General features: G+C 69.6%; 21 protein-coding genes. 7 read left to right on the forward strand and 14 right to left on the reverse strand.

Annotation, left to right across the window (positions count from 1 at the left end; translation table 11 throughout):
• The first annotated feature begins 47 nt into the window (after positions 1–47).
• A complete protein-coding gene (gene fdxA / locus LC039_RS09510) occupies positions 48–386 on the forward strand; it encodes a ferredoxin FdxA (protein ID WP_226623805.1) in 339 nt (112 codons plus the stop codon).
• Entirely contained in the window at positions 383–919 is a 537-nt protein-coding gene (locus LC039_RS09515) for a flavin reductase family protein (protein WP_226623588.1), read from the forward strand. The genes fdxA and LC039_RS09515 overlap by 4 nt, the downstream gene beginning before the upstream one ends.
• Positions 920–935: 16 nt before the next feature.
• Here the strand turns inward: LC039_RS09515 and LC039_RS09520 are convergent, their stop codons facing one another.
• Complete coding sequence (locus LC039_RS09520; protein ID WP_226623592.1) at positions 936–1,958, reverse strand: GlxA family transcriptional regulator; 1,023 nt, start codon at positions 1,956–1,958, stop codon at positions 936–938.
• A gap of 233 nt (positions 1,959–2,191) precedes the next feature.
• On the opposite strand from LC039_RS09520, the gene LC039_RS09525 reads away from it, so the two are divergent.
• From LC039_RS09525 to LC039_RS09540, 4 genes are all read left to right on the forward strand, one after another.
• Positions 2,192–3,319, forward strand: a complete 1,128-nt coding sequence (locus LC039_RS09525; RefSeq protein WP_226623593.1) for an S-(hydroxymethyl)glutathione dehydrogenase/class III alcohol dehydrogenase — start codon at positions 2,192–2,194, stop codon at positions 3,317–3,319.
• A 279-nt stretch (positions 3,320–3,598) separates the two neighbouring features.
• Positions 3,599–4,459 carry an aldo/keto reductase gene (locus LC039_RS09530; protein WP_226623595.1) on the forward strand — a complete coding sequence of 287 codons (861 nt, stop codon included), beginning with the start codon at positions 3,599–3,601 and terminating at the stop codon, positions 4,457–4,459.
• A gap of 328 nt (positions 4,460–4,787) precedes the next feature.
• On the forward strand, positions 4,788–4,958 hold the full coding sequence (locus LC039_RS09535) for a hypothetical protein (protein ID WP_226623597.1): 171 nt from the start codon (positions 4,788–4,790) through the stop codon (positions 4,956–4,958).
• Positions 4,959–5,174: 216 nt separating this feature from the next.
• Complete coding sequence (locus LC039_RS09540; RefSeq protein WP_226623598.1) at positions 5,175–6,458, forward strand: MgtC/SapB family protein; 1,284 nt, start codon at positions 5,175–5,177, stop codon at positions 6,456–6,458.
• Here LC039_RS09540 and LC039_RS09545 read toward each other — a convergent pair.
• Genes LC039_RS09545 through atpD form a run of 11 tightly spaced genes read right to left on the reverse strand, consistent with a single transcriptional unit; the run spans position 6,455 to position 16,637 of the window.
• Positions 6,455–9,160: an HAD-IC family P-type ATPase gene (locus LC039_RS09545; protein ID WP_226623600.1), complete on the reverse strand. Its 2,706-nt coding sequence runs from the start codon at positions 9,158–9,160 to the stop codon at positions 6,455–6,457. The two genes, LC039_RS09540 and LC039_RS09545, sit on opposite strands and share 4 nt — an antisense overlap.
• On the reverse strand, positions 9,157–10,119 hold the full coding sequence (locus LC039_RS09550) for an LOG family protein (protein WP_226623602.1): 963 nt from the start codon (positions 10,117–10,119) through the stop codon (positions 9,157–9,159). Before LC039_RS09550 ends, LC039_RS09545 begins: the two co-directional genes overlap by 4 nt.
• 15 nt (positions 10,120–10,134) lie before the next feature.
• Complete coding sequence (locus tag LC039_RS09555) at positions 10,135–10,992, reverse strand: F0F1 ATP synthase subunit gamma (protein ID WP_226623603.1); 858 nt, start codon at positions 10,990–10,992, stop codon at positions 10,135–10,137.
• Complete coding sequence (locus LC039_RS09560) at positions 10,989–12,515, reverse strand: F0F1 ATP synthase subunit alpha (RefSeq protein WP_226623604.1); 1,527 nt, start codon at positions 12,513–12,515, stop codon at positions 10,989–10,991. The genes LC039_RS09555 and LC039_RS09560 overlap by 4 nt, the downstream gene beginning before the upstream one ends.
• Complete coding sequence (locus LC039_RS09565) at positions 12,508–13,242, reverse strand: F0F1 ATP synthase subunit delta (protein ID WP_226623605.1); 735 nt, start codon at positions 13,240–13,242, stop codon at positions 12,508–12,510. Before LC039_RS09565 ends, LC039_RS09560 begins: the two co-directional genes overlap by 8 nt.
• Before the next feature lie 13 nt (positions 13,243–13,255).
• Positions 13,256–13,504 (reverse strand): F0F1 ATP synthase subunit C, encoded by a 249-nt coding sequence (locus LC039_RS09570; RefSeq protein WP_226623606.1) that lies wholly within the window; start codon positions 13,502–13,504, stop codon positions 13,256–13,258.
• Positions 13,501–14,208 carry a F0F1 ATP synthase subunit A gene (locus tag LC039_RS09575; protein WP_226623607.1) on the reverse strand — a complete coding sequence of 236 codons (708 nt, stop codon included), beginning with the start codon at positions 14,206–14,208 and terminating at the stop codon, positions 13,501–13,503. Before LC039_RS09575 ends, LC039_RS09570 begins: the two co-directional genes overlap by 4 nt.
• On the reverse strand, positions 14,205–14,486 hold the full coding sequence (locus LC039_RS09580) for an ATP synthase subunit I (protein WP_226623608.1): 282 nt from the start codon (positions 14,484–14,486) through the stop codon (positions 14,205–14,207). Before LC039_RS09580 ends, LC039_RS09575 begins: the two co-directional genes overlap by 4 nt.
• Positions 14,483–14,761 carry an AtpZ/AtpI family protein gene (locus LC039_RS09585; protein ID WP_226623613.1) on the reverse strand — a complete coding sequence of 93 codons (279 nt, stop codon included), beginning with the start codon at positions 14,759–14,761 and terminating at the stop codon, positions 14,483–14,485. The genes LC039_RS09580 and LC039_RS09585 overlap by 4 nt, the downstream gene beginning before the upstream one ends.
• Complete coding sequence (locus tag LC039_RS09590) at positions 14,758–15,222, reverse strand: F0F1 ATP synthase subunit epsilon (protein ID WP_226623615.1); 465 nt, start codon at positions 15,220–15,222, stop codon at positions 14,758–14,760. Before LC039_RS09590 ends, LC039_RS09585 begins: the two co-directional genes overlap by 4 nt.
• Positions 15,219–16,637, reverse strand: a complete 1,419-nt coding sequence (gene atpD, locus LC039_RS09595) for a F0F1 ATP synthase subunit beta (RefSeq protein ID WP_226623617.1) — start codon at positions 16,635–16,637, stop codon at positions 15,219–15,221. The genes LC039_RS09590 and atpD overlap by 4 nt, the downstream gene beginning before the upstream one ends.
• Before the next feature lie 311 nt (positions 16,638–16,948).
• On the opposite strand from atpD, the gene LC039_RS09600 reads away from it, so the two are divergent.
• Positions 16,949–17,674, forward strand: coding sequence for an STAS/SEC14 domain-containing protein (locus tag LC039_RS09600; RefSeq protein WP_226623619.1), 726 nt, complete (start codon positions 16,949–16,951; stop codon positions 17,672–17,674).
• A 12-nt stretch (positions 17,675–17,686) separates the two neighbouring features.
• Here LC039_RS09600 and LC039_RS09605 read toward each other — a convergent pair whose 3' ends face one another.
• A complete protein-coding gene (locus LC039_RS09605) occupies positions 17,687–18,016 on the reverse strand; it encodes a chaperone modulator CbpM (protein WP_226623621.1) in 330 nt (109 codons plus the stop codon).
• 2 nt (positions 18,017–18,018) lie between these two features.
• A complete protein-coding gene (locus tag LC039_RS09610) occupies positions 18,019–18,990 on the reverse strand; it encodes a DnaJ C-terminal domain-containing protein (protein ID WP_226623624.1) in 972 nt (323 codons plus the stop codon).
• Positions 18,991–19,104: the final 114 nt, after the last annotated feature.

A 19,104-nucleotide genomic window follows, 5' to 3' on the forward strand; every position in this document is an offset into this window, starting at 1 on the left:
GTGCACTGGCACGGCGGGACAGGTCCGCCACGGCGGATGGAGATGGAATGACCTACGTCGTCACCGAGAACTGCATTGCCTGCAAATACATGGACTGCGTCGAGGTCTGCCCGGTAGATTGCTTCTACGAGGGCGAGAACATGCTGGTCATCCACCCCGATGAATGCATCGACTGCGGCGTCTGCGAGCCGGAATGCCCCGCCGACGCGATCCGCCCGGACACAGAGCCGGACATGGACAAATGGGTCGAGTTCAACCGCACGTACGCCGAGCTCTGGCCGGTGATCATCGCGCAGGGTACACCGCCAGCCAACGCGGCGAAGATGGACAGCGTGCCCGACAAGCTTGCCACGCTCTTTTCACCCAACCCCGGGAGCGGGAAATGAAACCTTGGACAACCCAATACGGTGCCGGCGAGCCCGCATCGGACACCGCCGGCGCCGATCCGCAGGCGTTCCGTGATGCCATGGCGACGCTCGCGGCGACGGTCTGCGTGGTGACCTCCGGCTCCGGCGAGGATCGCCTCGGGCGGACCGTGACCGCGGCGATCTCGCTTGGCGTGGCGCCTGCCGCGATCCTCGTGTCGATCGCCGCCGGGTCCGAACTGGCGGAGCTGATCCGCGAGACCGGCGCTTTCTCCTACGCCATGCTTTCGGAAGGGCAGGACGACATCGCGGACGCTTTCGCCGGCGCGCTGCCGCCGGAAGAGCGGTTCTTCGAGGGTGATTGGTCAAGCTGGACCTCGGGCGAGCCTCGGCTGCTCGATGCCGTTGCGTCGATGGACTGCCGGGTTGCACAGGCCTTCGAGGCGGAGGGCCACGTGCTCTTTGTCGGTCACGTGCGCGACCTGGCGCGCAGCGAAAAGCGCAAGCCGCTGCTGTGGTACGGTCGCGCCTACCGCACGGTCAGCCCGCAGTAGCCCGCGGGCGGGTTCTTCACGCCGCGGTGGAGAACCGTTCCCGGTACTCGCGCGGGGTCAGCGAGAACTTGCGGCTGAACGCCTTGCGCATCTGGTCGTCCGAGGAAAAGCCGACCCGATGCGCGATGGTCTTCACCGGCAGCCCCGTTTCGAGCAGCAGCGTTGTCGCCCGCTCGCAGCGGGCATTCATCACGTAGTCCGACGGGCTCTGGCCGACGTCCCGGCTGAACTGCCGCACGAAGTTGCGCTCGCTCATCCCGGCGCGCTGCGCGAGGGCGCCGGTCTGCAGCTTACGGTCGAGGTTGGCATGTATCCAGGTCCGGATGTCGGCGATGCCCGAGCGCGCCGGGGTCTGGCCGGTCAGCATGGCGCTGAACTGCGACTGCCCGCCGGGGCGCTTGAGATAGATCACCATGTCGCGCGCCACCGAAAGCGCGAGGTCGCGCCCGAAGTCCTGCTCGACGAAGGCCAATGCAAGGTCGATGGCGGCGGTCACGCCAGCCGAGGTATAGAGGCTCTCCTCGCGCAGGAAGATCGCATCGGCCTCGACGCGCACGTCGGGATAGGCCTTCTGCAGCCGCTCGGCGACGCTCCAATGGGTGGTGGCGCGGCGCCCGTCGAGCAGCCCGGCCTCGGCAAGGAAGAAGGTACCTGTGCAGAGCGAGGCGAAGCGGCGGGCCTGCGTTGCGTGGCGGCGGCACCAGTCGACGATCTGCGGGTTCTGGCGCAGCGCTTCCTCGATCTCGAGCGCCCCGGCGATCATCACCGTGTCCTGCGGCGTGGCCTCGGCCAGCGCGCGCTCTGCGGTCAGCGACAGGAAGCTCTCGGATTGCACCGGCCCCGGCGTCGGGGCGACCAGCTCGACCTCGTAGCGCGCGGGGTGGGCGGCGGCGGCGAGGTAGCGGTTCGCAGCGGTGAACACGTTCACCGGACCGACCGCCTCCATGCACTTGAAGCCCGGGTAGATGACGATCTGCACCTGACGTGCGGGGCGCGCGGCGGCATCCTGTGCCGAGCGGGGGGCGGCTGTGTCGGGCATGAGGGCTCCGTTGGTCTGCAGGTTCCTGCGCGATCTGGGGGTGACTTGTCCGGAAACAGCCGAACATCCCGATTGCTCACGCCGCGCAGATATAGAACTTATGGCGCATGGGAAAGGCGGCGCGGCGCAGGCGGCTCCGGCTTTCGCGTCGTTTTTCTGAGGCCTGCCCTTCGCCGCCCCCGCGCGGTCGGGCAGCGCCGTCACCGCTTGGATACTCCGGGAAGGAAAGAGACATGAGAACCCGTGCAGCCGTCGCGCTCGAGGCCGGCAAACCGCTCGAGATCATGGAAGTCGAACTGGACGGCCCGAAGGCCGGCGAGGTTCTGATCGAGGTCAAGGCCACCGGCCTGTGCCACACCGACGAGTTCACCCGCTCCGGCGCGGACCCCGAGGGGCTCTTCCCCTGCATCCTCGGCCACGAGGGCGCGGGCGTGGTGCTGGAAGTTGGCGAGGGGGTGACCACGCTGAAGCCGGGCGATCACGTGATCCCGCTCTACACGCCCGAGTGCCGCGAGTGCCCGTCTTGCCTGTCGGGCAAGACCAACCTCTGCACCGCGATCCGCAACACCCAGGGCCAGGGCCTGATGCCGGACGGCACCACGCGCTTCAAGATGCTCGATGGCACGCCGATCTACCACTACATGGGCTGCTCGACCTTCGCCAATCACACGGTGATGCCGGAGATCGCGCTGGCGAAAGTGCGCGATGACGCGCCCTTCGACAAGATCTGCTACATCGGCTGCGGCGTCACCACCGGCATCGGCGCGGTGATCAACACGGCGGGGGTCGAGATCGGCTCGACGGCGGCGGTCTTCGGTCTGGGCGGCATCGGGCTCAACGTGATCCAGGGTCTGCGCATGGCGGGCGCCGACATGATCATCGGTGTCGATCTCAACGACTCCAAGGCCGAGATGGCCAAGAAGTTCGGCATGACCCACTTCGTGAACCCCTCGAAGGTCGACAGCACGGTGCAGGCCATCGTCGATCTGACCAAGCGCGGGGCGGACCAGATCGGCGGCGTGGACTACTCCTTCGACGCGACGGGCAACGTGAAGGTGATGCGCGATGCGCTCGAGTGCTCGCACCGGGGCTGGGGCGTGTCGGTGATCATCGGCGTGGCGCCGGCCGGGGCCGAGATCAGCACCCGCCCGTTCCAGCTGGTCACCGGCCGGGTCTGGAAGGGCACGGCGTTCGGCGGCGCCAAGGGGCGCACCGATGTGCCGAAGTTCGTCGAGTGGTACATGGACGGCAAGATCGAGATCGACCCGATGATCACCCACAAGCTGACCCTCGACGAGATCAACCACGGCTTTGACCTCATGCACGAAGGCAAGTCGATCCGCGCGGTGGTGGAATACTGACCCGCCGCGACCCCCGGCATGAAATTTCTCCCGGCAGGCGCTTGGCTTGCCGGGGGTTTTTCATGTTCACAGCTTGAGGGGCGCTCGAAGCAAGGCAGGCGACGGGCGCTCGGGCAATGGGTCCATTCATGCAGAATTCTCATGAGTGGCTTCAATTTTGGGCGGATTATCCAGTCAGGCGGTCTCGCCTAGATATCGGGTCATGACACGGACGGGATCTGCGGGCCGGCAATCACTGCGCCGCCCGCACCTCTCCGACCCAAAGAAGGAATGACCTAGATGATCCTCGAAGAATCCCTCACCCTGCCCAATGGCGTTGCGCTCCCGAAACTCGGCCTTGGCACCTGGATGATCGAAGACGATGTCGTCGCCGACGCGGTCAAGGCGGCCATCGCGATGGGCTATCGCCACATCGACACCGCGCAGGCCTATGGCAACGAGCGCGGCGTGGGAGCGGGCATCCGCGAGAGCGGCGTGGCCCGTGACCAGATCTTCCTGCAGACCAAGCTGGCTGCAGAAGTGAAGGACTACGAAGGCGCCAAGGCGGCCATCGACGGCTCGCTCGAGACCCTCGGCCTCGACTATATCGACCTGATGATCATCCACAGCCCGCAGCCCTGGGCCGACTTCGGCGGCGACGACCGCTTTTTCGAGGGCAACTTGGCGGCGTGGAAAGCGCTGGAGGAGGCGCTCGACGCGGGCAAAATCCGCGCCATCGGCGTGTCGAACTTCAAGCAGGCCGACTTGCAGAACCTGCTCGACCACGCCACCGTCAAGCCGATGATCAACCAGGTCCTCGCGCATATCAGCAACACCCCCTTCGATCTGATCGACTTCTGCAAGCAGAACGGCGTGATGGTCGAAGCCTACTCGCCCATCGCCCACGGCAAGATCCTCGACAACGCCGAGATCAAGGCGATGGCCGACACTTACGGCGTCACCGTGCCGCAGCTCTGCATCCGCTACGTTCTGCAGCTGGGCCTTGCGGCGTTGCCGAAGACCGGCAACCCGGCACACATGAAAAGCAACGCCGATCTGGACTTCGTGATCTCCGACGCGGACATGGACGCGCTGAAGACCGTCGAAGAGATCAAGGACTACGGCGACGCGAGCATGTTCCCCGTCTACGCCAAGACCTGACCCGCCAGATCACGCCGGGAACGGAATGTCCCGACAGGCGCCGCGCATTCTGCGCGGCGTCTTCTCATGTCCGGGTGGAGTTCCGAGGCTCCGGAAAGACCCGCGTCCGGATCCGTTGGAGGCGCGGCAGACCCAGGTGACGCGGCGTTGTTGCGCGCGGGCCGAGATCGCTGACAAAAGCCTCTTTGTCGCGTTCCCTTTTTGTGCTAGAGCATGGGCTCCGCCGGATCACCCGGCGGATACCCGAACATTCAGCATCAGTCAGTGGACGACGTCACGCGCCCAAAAGGCGGCGCTATGTCCGGGCAAAAGGAGGGAAAGTTTTCACATGGGTATTTTCAGCAAAGACCAGGCCTCGACCGTCTCGCAACTTCTTCAATCGGGCATGTCCGATTTCGATATCGCGCTCAAGGTCTGCCCGGCGGGCGAGGATCCGGAGCTACTGCTCGACGCAATCGCCATTCAGCGCGAGCGTCAGGACCTGGCCACCACGTCCTGAACCGGCGTAAATCCCAAGCACGACCCCGCGGGAGGCGACTCCTGCGGGGTTTTCTTTTGCCGGCATCGGAGGGACGCCGGCACATGCAGAAGCGCGTCCAAGATGCTGTTGCCGCTTTGAAACCGCGCGGCGCCGGGTGGCGAGCGCTGGCGCTCCCGGGTAGGCGGCGGGGCCTCGAGAGGTGTACACTGCACATAACGCGCGCAGGGGGCCGCCATGACAACGCTCGAAATTTTCCAACGCCTCGGACTTGCTCTGGCGATCGGCCTACTGATCGGCCTCGAGCGCGGCTGGAGCGGGCGTGGCGACAAGGAGGGCGAGCGCGTCGCGGGCGTGCGCACCTTCGCGATTGCCGGTCTGGTCGGCGGCGTTTCGGGCTGGCTGGTGCTGTTCAGCGCGCCGGTGGTCCTGGCGGCGGTCCTGCTGTGCCTGACGGCGCTGCTCGCGGCGAGCTACTGGATCGAGGCCCGGCGCAGCGGTGACCGGGGGCTGACCACCGAGATCAGCCTGCTGCTGGTGGTCCTGCTCGGCGCGGCCGCGATGCTGGGAGAGATGGCCCCCGCCGCGGCGGTCGCCGTGATCGCCGCGCTGCTCCTGTCGATGAAGACGCGGTTGCACCGCTGGGTGGCGCGGATGGAGCAGATCGAGCTGTCGGCGGTGCTCAAGCTGGCGCTGATCTCGGTGGTGGTGCTGCCGCTGATGCCGGACCGGGGCTTTGGGCCCGGTGGCGTGCTCAACCCCTACGCGCTGTGGTGGGCGGTGGTCGTGGTCGCCGGCCTGTCGTTCCTCGGCTACGTGGCGATCCGGCTCGGCGGGGCGAACCTCGGGATGCTGCTGACCGGCCTCTGTGGCGGGCTGGCCTCGTCGACCTCGACAACGCTGGCGCTGTCGCGCGTGGTGCGGGCGCAGCCGGGCTTCGCCCCGATGGCGGCGGCGGGCATTCTCGCGGCCGGGTCCGTGGCCTTCCTGCGCGTGCTCGCGCTGGTCGCCGTGTTCCAGCCCGCATTGCTGGCGCAACTGGCGCTGCCGGTGGGGCTGATGGCCGGGGTCGGCCTGCTGGCGACGGGGGCGCTCTACATGCGCGCGCGCAAGACCGGGGAAAAGGCCGGGAGTGTCGAGGGCATCGGCAACCCGCTCGAGCTTGGCGCCGCGCTCGGTTTTGCCGCCGTGCTCGCGGTGGTCCTGCTCGGCGTGCACTACCTGCGGCTCTGGCTCGGCGTCGAGGGGGTCTACGCCGCGGCGGCGCTCTCCGGGCTGACGGATGTGGATGCGCTGACCATCTCGGTCTCGCGGCTGGTAGGCGACAACCTGTCGGTCTTCCACGGCGCGGTGGCGATCTTCATCGCCGTTTCGGTGAACTCGGCGGTGAAGGGCGGGATCAGCCTTTTCGCCGGCAACATGGCGCTGGGTCTGCGGGTGCTGCCGGTCTACCTCGCAGCGATCCTGTCGGGCGGGGCGGTTCTGGCGCTGGTCGGTCCCGTGGCCGGGGCGCTCCCCTAGCGGCCGGAGCCGCGCCAGCGCAGGCGCAGCCGCTTTTCGCCCTCGAGCAGCATGAGGAAGACGGCGCCCACCAGCACCGCGAGCAGGCCGTCGGCGAAAGACACTGGCGCGGTGCGGAAGATCGCCTGCAGCGGCGGCAGGTAGGTGATTGCGCATTGCGCGGCGGTGACGGTGACGACGCAGGCCCAGATGATCGGCGTGCCGCGCGCCGCGCGCAGGGTCAGCGAGGTGCCGTGGATGTTGCGGATAAAGAACAGGTGGAAGATCTCGAGGATCACCATCGTGTTCATCGCGATGGTCTGCGCCAGCGCGACGGACTGGCCCTGCGCGATGGCACGGAAATACATGCCGAAGACCGCCACGAGGAACAGCGCCGAGACCAGCACGATGTGCCAGAGCAGCGCGCCGCTAAGCAGCGGCGCGGCGCGGGGCCGGGGGGCGCGGCGCATGGCGCCCGCCTCCGGCGCCTCGAAGGCCAGCGCGAGCCCCAACGTGCCGGCGGTGATCAGGTTCACCCAGAGGATCTGCACCGGGGTGATCGGCAGCGCCATGCCGGCAAAGAGCGCGACGATTACCGTCATCGCCTCGCCGGTGCTGGTCGGCAGGGTCCAGCTGATCACCTTCGTGATGTTGTCGTAGACCGCGCGCCCCTCGCGCACCGCGGCGACGATCGAGGCGAAGTTGTCGTCGGCCAGCACCACGGCGGCGGCCTCCTTGGCGGCTTCGCTGCCCGACAGCCCCATGGCGACACCCGCGTCAGCGCGCTTGAGGGCCGGCGCGTCGTTGACCCCGTCGCCGGTCATCGCCACCGTCAGCCCGTGCGATTGCAGCGCCGAGACAAGGCGCAGCTTGTGGCCCGGAGAGGTGCGGGCGAAAATATCCGTGTCGATGACCTCGCGAGCCAGCGCCGCGTCGCCCATTGCCTCGAGCTCGGCGCCGGTCAGCACCCGCTCGACGTTCTGCAGGCCAATCCGGGCCGCGATGGCGCGGGCGGTCGCCGCGTGGTCGCCGGTGATCATCTTCACCCGGATCCCGGCGCTTCGGCATTCGGCCACGGCGGCGATGGCCTCGGGGCGGGGCGGGTCGATCAGCCCGACGAGCCCGATCAGGGTGAGCTCTCCGGCAAGATCGGCCACGTTCAGCACGCTGTGGTCCGGCGGAACGGCACGCTGCGCGACCGCGAGCACCCGCTGACCCTCGGCGGCGAGACGTTCGACCCTCTCGTGCCAGTGCCGCGCGTCGAGCGGCGCGGTGCCGCCATCCTCGCGCCGCTGGTCGCGACAGAGTGCCAGCACCACCTCGGGGGCGCCCTTGACGTGGATACGCGCGTGGCCCTCGTGGTCGTGGTGCAGCGTGGCCATGTAGCGATGCGCGGCATCGAAGGGAATGGCATCGGTGCGGCTCCAGTTCCGGAAGGGCGCGGCGCCGTCGCCGGTGATCTTTCCGGCCAGCGCCAGCAGAGCGCCCTCCATCGGGTCGCCGTCGACCTGCCAGCCGGTTTCGCCCTGATGCAGCAGCGCGTCGTTGCACAGCGCGGCGGCGAGGGCGAAGTCATCCAGCTCTGTACCTGCGTCGGGCAAATCCCCGGGCCCATCCGGGCGGATCGCGCCATCCGGGGCGTAACCATTGCCGGCCACGGTGTAGACCCGTGCCGCCGAGGCGAGGCTGGCCACCGTCATGGCGTTACGGGTGAGCGTGCCGGTCTTGTCCGAGCAGATCACCGAGACCGATCCCAGCGTCTCGATCGCGGGCAGGTGGCGGACGATGGCGTTGCGCCGGGCCATCTTTTGCACGCCGACCGCCAGCGTGATGGTCAGCACCGCCGGCAGCCCTTCGGGGATGGCGGCGACCGAAAGGCCGACGATGGCCATGAAGAGATCGCCGAAGGGCAGGTGGCGGACCACCAAGCCATAGGCCATGAGCGCGACACCGACCACGAGGATGACGGCGGTGAGCCAGCGGGCGAAGCGGTCCATCTGGGTCAGCAACGGGGTCTTCACCGTCTCGACGCGCGAAAGCATGCCGCTGATCTGGCCGATCTGGGTTTCGAGCCCGGTGGCCACGACGACGCCTCTTCCGGTGCCCGCCGCGACCATAGTGCCGGAGAACAGCATCGCGCTGCGGTCGCCGAGCGCGCTCTCCGGCGCCACGGCGGAGGTGCCCTTGTCGACGGGCAGGGACTCGCCGGTCAGCACGGCCTCCTGCACCTTCAGCGCATGCGCTTCCAGCAGCCGCAGGTCGGCGGGCACCAGCGCGCCCGGCTCGACGAAGACGATGTCTCCGGGCACGAGGCCGGCCACGTCGAGGCTCCGCCGCCGCCCGTCCCGCAGCGCCGAGGCACGCGGCGCCAGCATGCGGCGGATCGCGGCCATGGCGTCTTCGGCGCGGCCTTCCTGCACGGAGCCGATGACGGCATTGATCAGCACCACCGCGAGGATGACCCCGGTGTCGACCCAATGCCCAAGCGCGGCGGTGACCAGCGCCGAGCCGATCAGCACGTAGATCAGCACGTTGTGGAACTGCAGCAGGAAACGCAGGACCGGGTGCCGCTGCGCCGGCTCGGGCAGCTGGTTCGGCCCATGCACGGCGCGGCGGCGCTCCGCCTCGGCGGTGCTCAGCCCGGCCTCCGAGGCCGCCATGGCCTCGAGCACAGCCTGCGGGGGCAGCGCGTGGAACGGCAGAGGATCTTGGCGGGGCGTCATGGGTCGGCCGGTCCCGGCGCTGCGGCGGTGAGCGCGCGCCCGGCGCGCGCGTACCATTGTCGGATGCCCTCCCAGATCTCCCCGGCCTCCTCGGCGTACCAGAAGAGGGCGCGGTCCTCGGGGTCGATCACTCCTTCCTCCACGAGGAAATCCACGTCGAAGGCCCGCCGCCAGAAGGACTCGCCGACCAGCACCACTGGCACGGGCAGAATCTTGCGGGTCTGGATCAGCGTCAGCGTCTCGAAAAGCTCGTCCATCGTGCCGTAGCCGCCGGGGAAGACCACCAGGGCGCGGGCGCGCTTGAGGAAGTGCAGCTTGCGCAGCGCGAAGTAGTGGAAGCGGAAGCAGAGGTCGGGGGTCAGGTAGGGGTTGGGGTATTGCTCGTGCGGCAGGGTGATGTTGAGCCCGACGCTGCGCGCGCCGGCCTCGTGGCTGCCGCGGTTCGCCGCCTCCATCATGCCCGGTCCGCCGCCGGTCACCACCACCAGCCGGTTGCCGTGCTGCCCCTCCTGTGTGCCGACGATGCGCCCGAAGGCGCGCGCGACCTCGTAATAGCGGCTCTTGTCCGCGACCCGCCGGGCGATGGCGAGCGTGCTTCGCAGCTCCGGATTGTCCGGGTCTCGCGCCAACGCGCCCTCCCGCGCGGCAACCCCCGCGGCGGCGCGGGCCGGTTCGGGGATGCGGGTCGCGCCGAAGACGACGATGGAATGCGCGATGCCATGCGCCTGCAGCAGCGTCTCGGCCTTCTGGTAGTCGAGCATGAGCCGAACCCCGCGCATGTCGTCCCGGTCGAGGAAGTCCACGTCGTGATCGCCCTCGAGGTAGCTCGGGCTCGCCATGATCCGGCGCACGAGGTCCGGAGCGCGCCGGTCCTCGGTCGCGGGCTTCGGCGCGCACCAGGGCAGGTCCACGTCGCGATCCGCGCTCGGCGGCTGGGTCTCGGGGCAGTCCTCGGTCATCAGGTCCTCCTCGGCTCAACCCACCGGCAGGCTGCCGGTGGCAAGCTCCATGATCTCCTCGGTGATCGCATCCTGCCGCAACCGCCGTGCCTGCCCGACGAGAGCGTCGAGCGAGTGGGTGACATTGTCGTGGGCGGCGATCATCGCGCGCATCCGGGCCTCGTTCTCGGCGGCGAAGGAGAGCATCAGCGCCTCGCTGATCTCGGCGAAGATGTATTCCTCGACCAGCCGGGCGAGCAGGTCCTCCGGCGGCAGGGTGATCCGCGGCGGCAGCGCCGCATGGGGCAGGGGGAAACGCGAGTAGTCGAACGGCACCAGCCGCGTCTGCACCACGTCGTAGCCTTCGGAGCCACCTGGCGCGGCATGCAGCACCGAGACCGAGGTGGCGCGACCGCCCGAGACGCGCTCGAAGACCGCCTCGGCGATCCGCCCGGCAAGATGCGGCGTGCGCGCGGGATGGGCAATCATCGGCGCGCTCCAGCTCGGCGCAATGCCGTAGTCGGGAGCGACGAGCAGCCCGCGGTCACCGATCAGCAGCACGTCCGCCGGGTTCTGTGCCTTGCGCAGCGCGACCTGCGTCACCTCCAGCACCCGCGCCGAGAAGCTGCCGGCAAAGCCCTGCTCGGCGCAGAGCACGATGAAGAGCGCGCCGCCGCTGGCGGACGAGGGCGGTTCTGCCCGGTCCGGCCCGGTGAAGCTCAGCGCGTGGCCGATGGCCTCGCCGATGGTATCGGCATAGAGGCGGATCGCGCCGATATGGCCATGCGCGTCCTGCAACCGCGAGGCGGCGATGCCGCGCATGGCGGCGATCACCGCCGAGAGCTTGTGGACGGTGCCGATGCGTTCCTCGACGTCCGAGAGCGTGCCGCTCATCCCTCCGTCTCCATCCCGCCCAGCTCGCGCGCCAGACCGGCCACCACCTCCACCAGCGCCGCGCGGGCGGCATCGCTCAGGGCACCGCTCTCTTCGAGGCCCGCCTTTGCCTCTCCGCCTTCCGCATCAATCCGAGACGGGAGCTGACGCCGCAGCCCGGCCAGTTGCTCCGGGCTCAGCCCGTCGAGCTTGCCCTCGGCCAGCGCCGCCAGCAGCGCCACCTGGTCAACCAGCCGCAGCCCGGCGTAGCGCGGCTGGTTGAGAAGCGCCCGAATGCTCTCGCCGCGGGCGATCTGCGCCTTGACCCGCGTGCTCGAAATGCCGCCGAAGCGGGTGAACATCTCGAGCTCCTGGAACTGAGCGTACTCCAGCCGCACCCGGCCCGACACGGCCCGCAGCGCAGGGGCCTGCGCCTTGCCTCCAACGCGGCTGACCGAGAGCCCGACATCGACCGCGGGGCGCTGGTCCGCGGCGAAGAGATGCGAGTCGAGCACGATCTGCCCGTCGGTGATCGAGATGAGGTTGGTCGGGATATAGGCCGAGAGGTTGCCCGCGTCGGTCTCGGCGATGGGCAGCGCAGTGATCGAGCCGCCCCTCTCGGGCGGCAGCTTCGCGGCGCGCTCCAGCAGCCGGGCGTGGAGGTAGAAGATGTCGCCGGGGTAGGCCTCGCGGCCCGGCGGTTCGCGGGTGAGCAGCGCCAGCTCTCGGTGGGTGGCGGCGTGGCGGGTCAGGTCGTCGATCACGATCAGCACGTCACGCCCGGCGTCGCGGAAGTGCTCGGCCATGCTCATCCCGGCGAAGGGCGCGATCCATTGCAGCCCCGGCGCGCTGCCCGCATCGCCGACGACGAAGACGCAGCGCTTGGGGGCACCATGCTCGCGCACCGCTGCCACGACCCGCTCCACCGCCGTGGCGCGCTGGCCGACGGCGACGTAGATGCAGAGGACGTCGGAATGCTTCTGGTTGACGATGGCCTCCACCGCGAGGGCGGTCTTGCCGGTGGCCCGGTCGCCGACGATCAGCTCGCGCTGGCCGCGACCGACCGCGAACAGGCTGTCGACCACCAGCACTCCGGTCATCATCGGCTCCGACACCAGCGCGCGGTCGATGATCCCGGGGGCGGGCCGCTCGATGGGCAGGGTTTCCGAGGCGTCCAGCGTCGGGCCGTCGTCGATCGGGCGGCCAAGCGGGTCGACGATGCGGCCCAGAAGTGCCTCGCCGATGGGCACGCGGACGATGTCGCCGGTGTCGGTGACCTTGGCACCCGCCTCGATCCCGGTGACATCGTCGAAGAGCACCGCGTCGATCTCATGGGCGTCCAATGTCTGCGCGAAGCCGGCCTGCCCGCCCTCGAAGCGCAGCAGCGCGCCGAGCGGCGCATCCGGCAGGCCCGAGATGCGGGCGATGCCGTCGGCGACCGAGATCACCCGCCCGATGGGCTCCGCCTCGGGCTCGAGAGTGGCGCGGGCAATCGCGGCGCGGCCTTGGCGGAGCCAGTCGGCGGAGGGGGTCTCGTCAGTCATGTCTCAGCAGCTCCTGCCGGATGCGGTCGAGGTCGGCGCGAAAATGGTTGCGCACCACCGCGTGCGGGGCGTCGAGCTCGATCCCGGCGATCAGCGACGGATCGGCGGTGACGGCAAGCGCGATCTCGCGGCCCAGAACCTCGGCCAGTCGGGACTTGAGCAGGACGGTCTCGTCGTCGCTCAGCTCCCGTGCGGCGCGCACCGGCACCGGCCCCTCGGCGCCGAGGCCCTCGCGGGTCTGCTCGGGCAACGCCGCCACCGCCTGCGCCAGCCCGTCGATGAAGCCGGAGCTGCGCGTGGTCTCGGGCAGGCGGTCGAGCAGGCGCCGGGCGATATCGACGGCGAGATCCGCCGCCTCGTCCCGCAGCGCGCGTTCGGCCTCGGCGTGGCGGCGCTGTGCCTCGGCCTGTGCCTCCGCGCGGAGCTTGGAGACCTCCTTGCGGGCCTCCTCCAGCATTTGCCGCTTTGCACTCTCGGCCTCGGCCTGCGCGCCGGTGAGCAGCTCGGCGCGCCGCGCCGCGACGGCTGCGTCACGCGCCTGTGCCGCGTCGCGCGCGGCCTCGGCCTCGGCCCGTGCGGCGCGGGCGTGGGACAGCTCGTCCGTTGCCGCCGCCTGCCGTTTCGCGATGATCTCTGACACCGGGCGGAACAGGAAATGCGATAGGATCCACAGCAGGACGAGGAGGTTGACCGTCTGCAGCCCCAATGTCCACCAGTCGAAACTCATGGCCGGGCGCGCCTCACACGAAGGGGTTGGCGAAGAGCAGCAATAGCGCGACCACCAGCGTGTAGATCGCCATGGTCTCGATCATCGCGAGGCCGACGAAGAGCGTGCGGCTGAGCGTGCCCGCCGCCTCGGGCTGGCGGGCGATGGCATCCATGGCGGCGGCGACGGCGCGGCCTTCGGCCAGCGCCGGGCCGATGGCGCCGAAGGACACGGCGAGCGCGGCGGCGAGGATGCTGACGATCTCGACGAGATTTGCGGTCATGGGCGGGTCTCCTTTGCGGAAGAGGAAGCGGATGCGGAGGGGGTCTGCTCGCCGACGGCGGCGCCGATGAAGACGGTGGCGAGCACGGCGAAGATGTAGGCCTGCACGGCGCCGGTCAGCAGGTCGAGCGCCATCAGCGGGATCGGCACAAGCAGCCCTGCGAGCGACAGCACGATGGCGATGATGAAGACGCCGCTCATCACGTTGCCGAAGAGGCGCACGATCAGCGAGAAGGTGCGGGTGATCTGCTCGACGAGATTGAGCGGGATCATCACCCAGGAGGGTTCCGCGAAGGTGGCGAGATAGCCCCTCAGCCCCTGCGCGGCGATGCCGTACCAGATGGTGGCGGCAAAGACGATCAGCGCCAGCGCGGCGTCGGTCTCAAGCCGCGCGGTGGGCGGCTCGATGCCGGGAACCAGCGAGGACCAGTTGGCCACCAGCACGAAGAGGAAGATCGTGCCGATCAGCGCGCGGAAGCGGGCCGGCTCGCGCTGCATGGTGTCGTGCACCTGCGCGTCGATGGTGGTGACGAAAAGCTCGAGTACGGTCTGCAGCTTGCCGGGCGTCAGCGACAGGCGCCGGGTGGCGAGCCACGTGCCGAGCGCCAGCAGCGCGAGGATCGCCCAGGTCACCAGCACCGGCTCGGTGATCGGCACCGGACCGAGGTGGAAGAGCGACTCGAGGGACAGCGGGTTTTCCATCACGGCGCCTTTCTGGCCCGACGCAGCACCACCTGCCGCGCCAGCAGCAGCCCCAGCGTGCCTGCCAGAAGGGGCAGCGCCCCGAGCAGCGCCAGCCCCAGCAGCCCCGCGGCGAGCAGCGCGAGGCGACCGAGTTGCAGCGCAAGCGCGCGCCATGGCGCGCCGCCGTCGAGATAGAGGCCGGTGACCCGCCGCAGGCTGGCGAAATGCGCCCACCCCAGCGCGAAGCCGAGGCAGAGCGCGAGGGCGGCGAGGGTGTAGGGCGTGTCGAGAGGGCTCATTGCTTGTGCATCCATTTCCAGGCGGCGTGAAAGCCGATGGCGGCGCCGATCATGATCGCCGGGGCGGTGAAGAAGACCCCGGTGCCGAAGGCGCGATCGGCTATGCGCCCCAGCACCACCCCCAGCAGCGTCGGCACCACCACGGCCCAGCCGAGGATGCCGATCTGCCCGAGCCGCGCGCCGAGCGAGGGTTCCGGGGTCTCCTGCCCGAGCTTGTCCCGCTCCGACGAGCGGCGGGCCGCCTCGGCGATGTGGTTGCGCTCCTCGTCGGTCATGGCGCCTCCCCGCCCGGCGGGCGCTGCGCGAAGGGGGCGGCACTGGGCGCGGCGGGGCGTCCGGGGCGCAGGTACTGCATCAGCTGGCGCACGGCGCTGGCGTGCAGGCGCATCTGTTCGACCCGCTCGCGGCGGTCGGCATCGGCCTCGGCGGCGCGCAGGGTCTCAACCTCCGCCTCGAGCGCGTGCAGGTCATCGCCCAGCACCCCCTCGCGGCAGGCGATGGCCACCGCAGAGCCGTTCTCCACTGTCAGCAGCCCGCTGCGCAGCGCGCAGAAGCGCAGCGCGCCGCGCGCGGTGCGCCAGCGCAGTACCGAGGCGGGCAGGACGGTCATGAACTCCGTGTGCCCCGGCAGGATGCCGAAACCGCCGCTGCGGTCCTCGGCGCGCAGCGACAGCACACCGGTCTCGTCGACCAGAACGCTCATCGGCGTGGTGACGGTGAGGTGCAGACCACTCACGCCGCGTCCCTCCCGGCCTGCTTCTCGCGCGCCTCGTCCAGCGTGCCGACCATGTAGAGCGCCGCCTCGTCCCAGTCGTCGCAGTCTCCGGCGAGGATCGCCTTGCAGCCCCTGATGGTCTCCTCGACGGGCACCGAGCGGCCGGGGATGCCGGTGAAAGCCTCGGTCACGGTGAAGGGCTGGGTGAGGAAGCGCTGCAGGCGCCGGGCGCGCTCGACGATCTGCCGGTCCTCGCGGCCCAGTTCCTCCATGCCGAGCAGCGAGATCACGTCCTGCAGGCCGCGGTAGTGCTCGATGGCACGGCGCACCTCGTTGGCCACGCGCACGTGCTCTTCGCCCAGCACCAGCGGGTCGAGCAGGATCGAGGAGGAGGCCACGGGGTCGATCGCCGGGTACATGCCGTCGGCAGCCATGGCGCGCGACAGCACCACCATGCTGTCGACATGCGAGGCGATGGTGGTGACCGCCGGGTCGGTGAAGTCGTCGGCGGGCACGTAGACCGCCTCGACCGCGGTGACCGACGCCGCGCCGGTGGAGGCGATGCGCTCCTGCAGCTCCGCCACCTCGGTGCCCAGCGTCGGCTGGTAGCCCACACGCGAGGGCAGGCGGCCCAGCAGCCCCGAGACTTCGGCACCCGCCTGCACGAAGCGGAAGACGTTGTCCATCAGCAGCAGCACGTTGCGCTGCGCCTCGTCGCGGAAGTGCTCGGCGATGGTCAGCGCGGTCAGCGGCACCCGCCAGCGCGCGCCGGGCGGCTCGTTCATCTGGCCGTAGACCAGAACCGTCCGGTCCAGCACGCCTGCATTGGTCATCTCCATCAGCAGCTCGTGCCCCTCGCGCGAGCGTTCGCCGACCCCGGAAAAGACCGAAATTCCCTCGTAGCTGGCGACCATGGCGTGGATCAGCTCCATCACCAGAACGGTCTTGCCGACCCCGGCACCGCCGAACATCGCCGCCTTGCTGCCCTGCGCCAGCGGGGTGAGCAGGTCGAAGACCTTGATCCCGGTGTGGAACATCTGCGCCGCGCCGGCGCGCGCGCGGAAAGGCGGGGCCGGGCGGTGGATCGGGCTGCGCGGCACGTCGGGCGGCAGCGCCGCCTTGCCGTCGCCGATGCCGCCGGTGACATCGAGCAGCCGCCCCAGCACCGCCTCGCCCACCGGCACCTCGACCGGCCCTCCGACCGGCTCCGCCCGGGCGCCGCGGCGCAGCCCGGCGGTGTCCTGCAGGGCGATGCCGCGGACCGTGGCGGCATCAAGGTGGGCCTGCACCTCGATCATCACGTCGGAGCCGCCCGGGCGCCGCACCAGCACCGCCTCGTCGATCTTCGGCAGGGCGATGCCGTCGAAGCGCAGATCCACCACCGCGCCGCGGATGGCGACGACCGTTCCGGCCTGGTCGATCTTCTCGGGTTTCATGCGTGGTCCTTGTCTGCGGTCGCCGTCTTCGGCCCCTGTCTTCGGGCTCTTTCTGCGGTCCTTGCCGATCGCCCTCGGCACGACGATCCTGCCCAAGGGTAAGGGATTCGCCGCGCGCCACCTTGCGCCGTGTCAAATTTCGCGTGCTGACAGCGGCTTGATGCGGAAAATGCGATCAACTTGCCTTGAGTTTTGCGACAGTGGGGGATGGTCACGGCCTGTCCCGGCACTTCAGGACATCGTGTGCCGCGAGCATCGGGCTTTGCCGGATGCCCCGGGTTGCGGCATGCTTTCTCCGGGAGGACTTTGCCATGATCGAGATTCACGACACCGGGGAGCACGGCATCCTCGAGCTGAAGATGACCCCACCGGTCACCGACGCCGACTACCGCGACACGCTGATGCCCGCGCTGGATGCCGCGCTGACACGGGGCGACCGGCTGCGGCTGCTGGCCATCGTCGAGGCGCAGCCATCGGATTTCACCCTCGGCGCGATGGTGCAGGACGCGCGCGCCGGGCTCAAGCACTGGCGCGGCTTCGACCGCGTCGCGCTGGTGACGGACGACAGGGTCGTGAGGATGGCGGTCGGGGGCTTTTCGGTCTTCATGCCGTGCCCCGTCTCCACCTTCCCGATGCAGGAGGCGGATGCCGCGCGACGCTGGCTGCGCGAGAGCCTCGGCACGATCCAGCAGGAAGACCTCGGGGGCGGGACGTTGCAGGTGCGGCTGCGGGGCAAGGTGGATGGCGCGGCCTACGAGGATGCCATCGGCGATCTCGACAGCTTCTTCGCCGCGCACGAGCAGGTCCGGCTGCTCATCGACCTGCGCGACTTCGACGGCTGGCAGGGGCTGGACGCACTGCGCGACCATTTCTACCTCGTGCGCGGCCATGCCAAGAGGGTGCAGCGCGCGGCCATCGTCGGCGATGCCGGCTGGCAGGAGATGGCGGTGCAGGTCGGCAAGCGCGCCTTCGGCATCGACGCGAAGTATTTCGCCGCCGCCGACATGGCCAAGGCACAGGCCTGGCTGGCGGGCTGAGGCCGCCGCGCGCTACCGCCCGAGCCGGTCCTGCACGCGGCTCTTGACCTCCTCCGGCTCCTCGCCGAGCGCCCGCATCAGCGCGACGAGATCGTTGCGGGTGCCGTGCAGCTGGTCGAGGAGCTGCATCACCAGCCCCAGCGCGTCGTCGTTCAGCTCGAAGTCGTCGCAGAGATCGCAGAGCAGCTCCATGCGGGCGATGTCGACCTGACGGTAGACCGGCTGGCCACCGGCCTCGGCGGGGGTGATGACCTCGGCGCGGAGGAACCGCGTGAGGCGCGTCTGGTCGAGCCGCCCAACGGCGGCGATCGCCTCCTGCTCGGAGTAGAAGACACGGGTCATGCTCAAGCCCTCCAGCCCTTGCGCGGATCATACGGGTGCGCCTTGCGCCAGTCTTCCATGAAGGTGGCGAGCGTGTCGTCCACCTCTTTGGGCAGGACGATTTCCAGCTCGATACGCTGGTCCCCGGCGGGACGGCCCGGGGCGGCAACGCCGCGGCCGCGCAGGCGCAGCGTCTGGCCGGAGCTGGCCCCCTTGGGGATCGTCACCTTCACCGGGCCGGCAATGGTCGGCGCCTCGACTTTGGCGCCGAGCACCGCCTCGTAGAGGGTGATCGGCAGCGATATGACAATATCGTCGCCCTCGCGCCGGAACACCGGGTGCGGCGTGATCGAAAGCGTCACATAGGCATCGCCGGCTGTGCCGCCGCCATGGCCCGGCCCGCCCTTGCCGCGCAGGCGCAGGGTGGTGCCGTCGGCGACGCCCTTGGGGATCTTCACCTCGAGGTTGCCGCCGCCCGGCAGGGTGATCCGCATGCTGCCGCCGTTTGCCGCGTCGAGGAAGGGCACCTCGAGCGCATATTGCGCATCGGCGCCGCGGGCACGGAAGCTGTAGCTGCCCTGACCGAACCCCGTGCCCTGTTTCTGGCCCTGTCTCTGGCCCTGGTCAAAACCCGCGCCGGCTTGCCGGCGCATGAATTCGGCAAAGATATCCTCGGCATCGCCGAAGCCCTCGTAGCCGGCCCCCCGGCGGTAGGGGTTGTCGGCCTGCTCGGCGAAATCACGATAGAACCGGCGCTCCTGCGGGCGCTCCTGTCCGCTGGCGTCGATCTCGCCATTGTCGAACCGGGCGCGCTTCTCGGGGTCCTTCAGCAGCTCGAAGGCCGCGCCCGCCGCCTTGAACCGCGCTTCGGCCGTTGCATCGCCCGGGTGCAGGTCGGGATGGCTCTCCTTTGCGATCCTGCGGTAGGCCTTCTTGATCTCGTCGGCGTTGGCGGTCTTGGCCACGCCCAGCACGTCATAGGGATTGTCGCTCATCGCCGCTCCGCCCGTGAGTCCGCCTCGGGCCAGTAGAGCGCCATCAGCGCCATGTCGCAACCGGCAGCGCAGGACTCCGGCCTTGAGGTCGATCAAGGCAATCCGCGCCGTGCC

It is taken from the genome of Alloyangia pacifica (assembly GCF_020524285.1).
GTDB classification, from domain to species: Bacteria; Pseudomonadota; Alphaproteobacteria; order Rhodobacterales; family Rhodobacteraceae; genus Salipiger; species Salipiger pacificus_B.

Coding starts and splice junctions, on each gene's coding strand:
- fdxA (WP_226623805.1), top strand. CDS start 48: ATGACCTACGTCGTCACCGAGAACTGCATTGCCTGCAAATACATGGAC.
- LC039_RS09515 (WP_226623588.1), top strand. CDS start 383: ATGAAACCTTGGACAACCCAATACGGTGCCGGCGAGCCCGCATCGGAC.
- LC039_RS09520 (WP_226623592.1), bottom strand. CDS start 1,958: ATGCCCGACACAGCCGCCCCCCGCTCGGCACAGGATGCCGCCGCGCGC.
- LC039_RS09525 (WP_226623593.1), top strand. CDS start 2,192: ATGAGAACCCGTGCAGCCGTCGCGCTCGAGGCCGGCAAACCGCTCGAG.
- LC039_RS09530 (WP_226623595.1), top strand. CDS start 3,599: ATGATCCTCGAAGAATCCCTCACCCTGCCCAATGGCGTTGCGCTCCCG.
- LC039_RS09535 (WP_226623597.1), top strand. CDS start 4,788: ATGGGTATTTTCAGCAAAGACCAGGCCTCGACCGTCTCGCAACTTCTT.
- LC039_RS09540 (WP_226623598.1), top strand. CDS start 5,175: ATGACAACGCTCGAAATTTTCCAACGCCTCGGACTTGCTCTGGCGATC.
- LC039_RS09545 (WP_226623600.1), bottom strand. CDS start 9,160: ATGACGCCCCGCCAAGATCCTCTGCCGTTCCACGCGCTGCCCCCGCAG.
- LC039_RS09550 (WP_226623602.1), bottom strand. CDS start 10,119: ATGACCGAGGACTGCCCCGAGACCCAGCCGCCGAGCGCGGATCGCGAC.
- LC039_RS09555 (WP_226623603.1), bottom strand. CDS start 10,992: ATGAGCGGCACGCTCTCGGACGTCGAGGAACGCATCGGCACCGTCCAC.
- LC039_RS09560 (WP_226623604.1), bottom strand. CDS start 12,515: ATGACTGACGAGACCCCCTCCGCCGACTGGCTCCGCCAAGGCCGCGCC.
- LC039_RS09565 (WP_226623605.1), bottom strand. CDS start 13,242: ATGAGTTTCGACTGGTGGACATTGGGGCTGCAGACGGTCAACCTCCTC.
- LC039_RS09570 (WP_226623606.1), bottom strand. CDS start 13,504: ATGACCGCAAATCTCGTCGAGATCGTCAGCATCCTCGCCGCCGCGCTC.
- LC039_RS09580 (WP_226623608.1), bottom strand. CDS start 14,486: ATGAGCCCTCTCGACACGCCCTACACCCTCGCCGCCCTCGCGCTCTGC.
- LC039_RS09585 (WP_226623613.1), bottom strand. CDS start 14,761: ATGACCGACGAGGAGCGCAACCACATCGCCGAGGCGGCCCGCCGCTCG.
- atpD (WP_226623617.1), bottom strand. CDS start 16,637: ATGAAACCCGAGAAGATCGACCAGGCCGGAACGGTCGTCGCCATCCGC.
- LC039_RS09600 (WP_226623619.1), top strand. CDS start 16,949: ATGATCGAGATTCACGACACCGGGGAGCACGGCATCCTCGAGCTGAAG.
- LC039_RS09605 (WP_226623621.1), bottom strand. CDS start 18,016: ATGACCCGTGTCTTCTACTCCGAGCAGGAGGCGATCGCCGCCGTTGGG.
- LC039_RS09610 (WP_226623624.1), bottom strand. CDS start 18,990: ATGAGCGACAATCCCTATGACGTGCTGGGCGTGGCCAAGACCGCCAAC.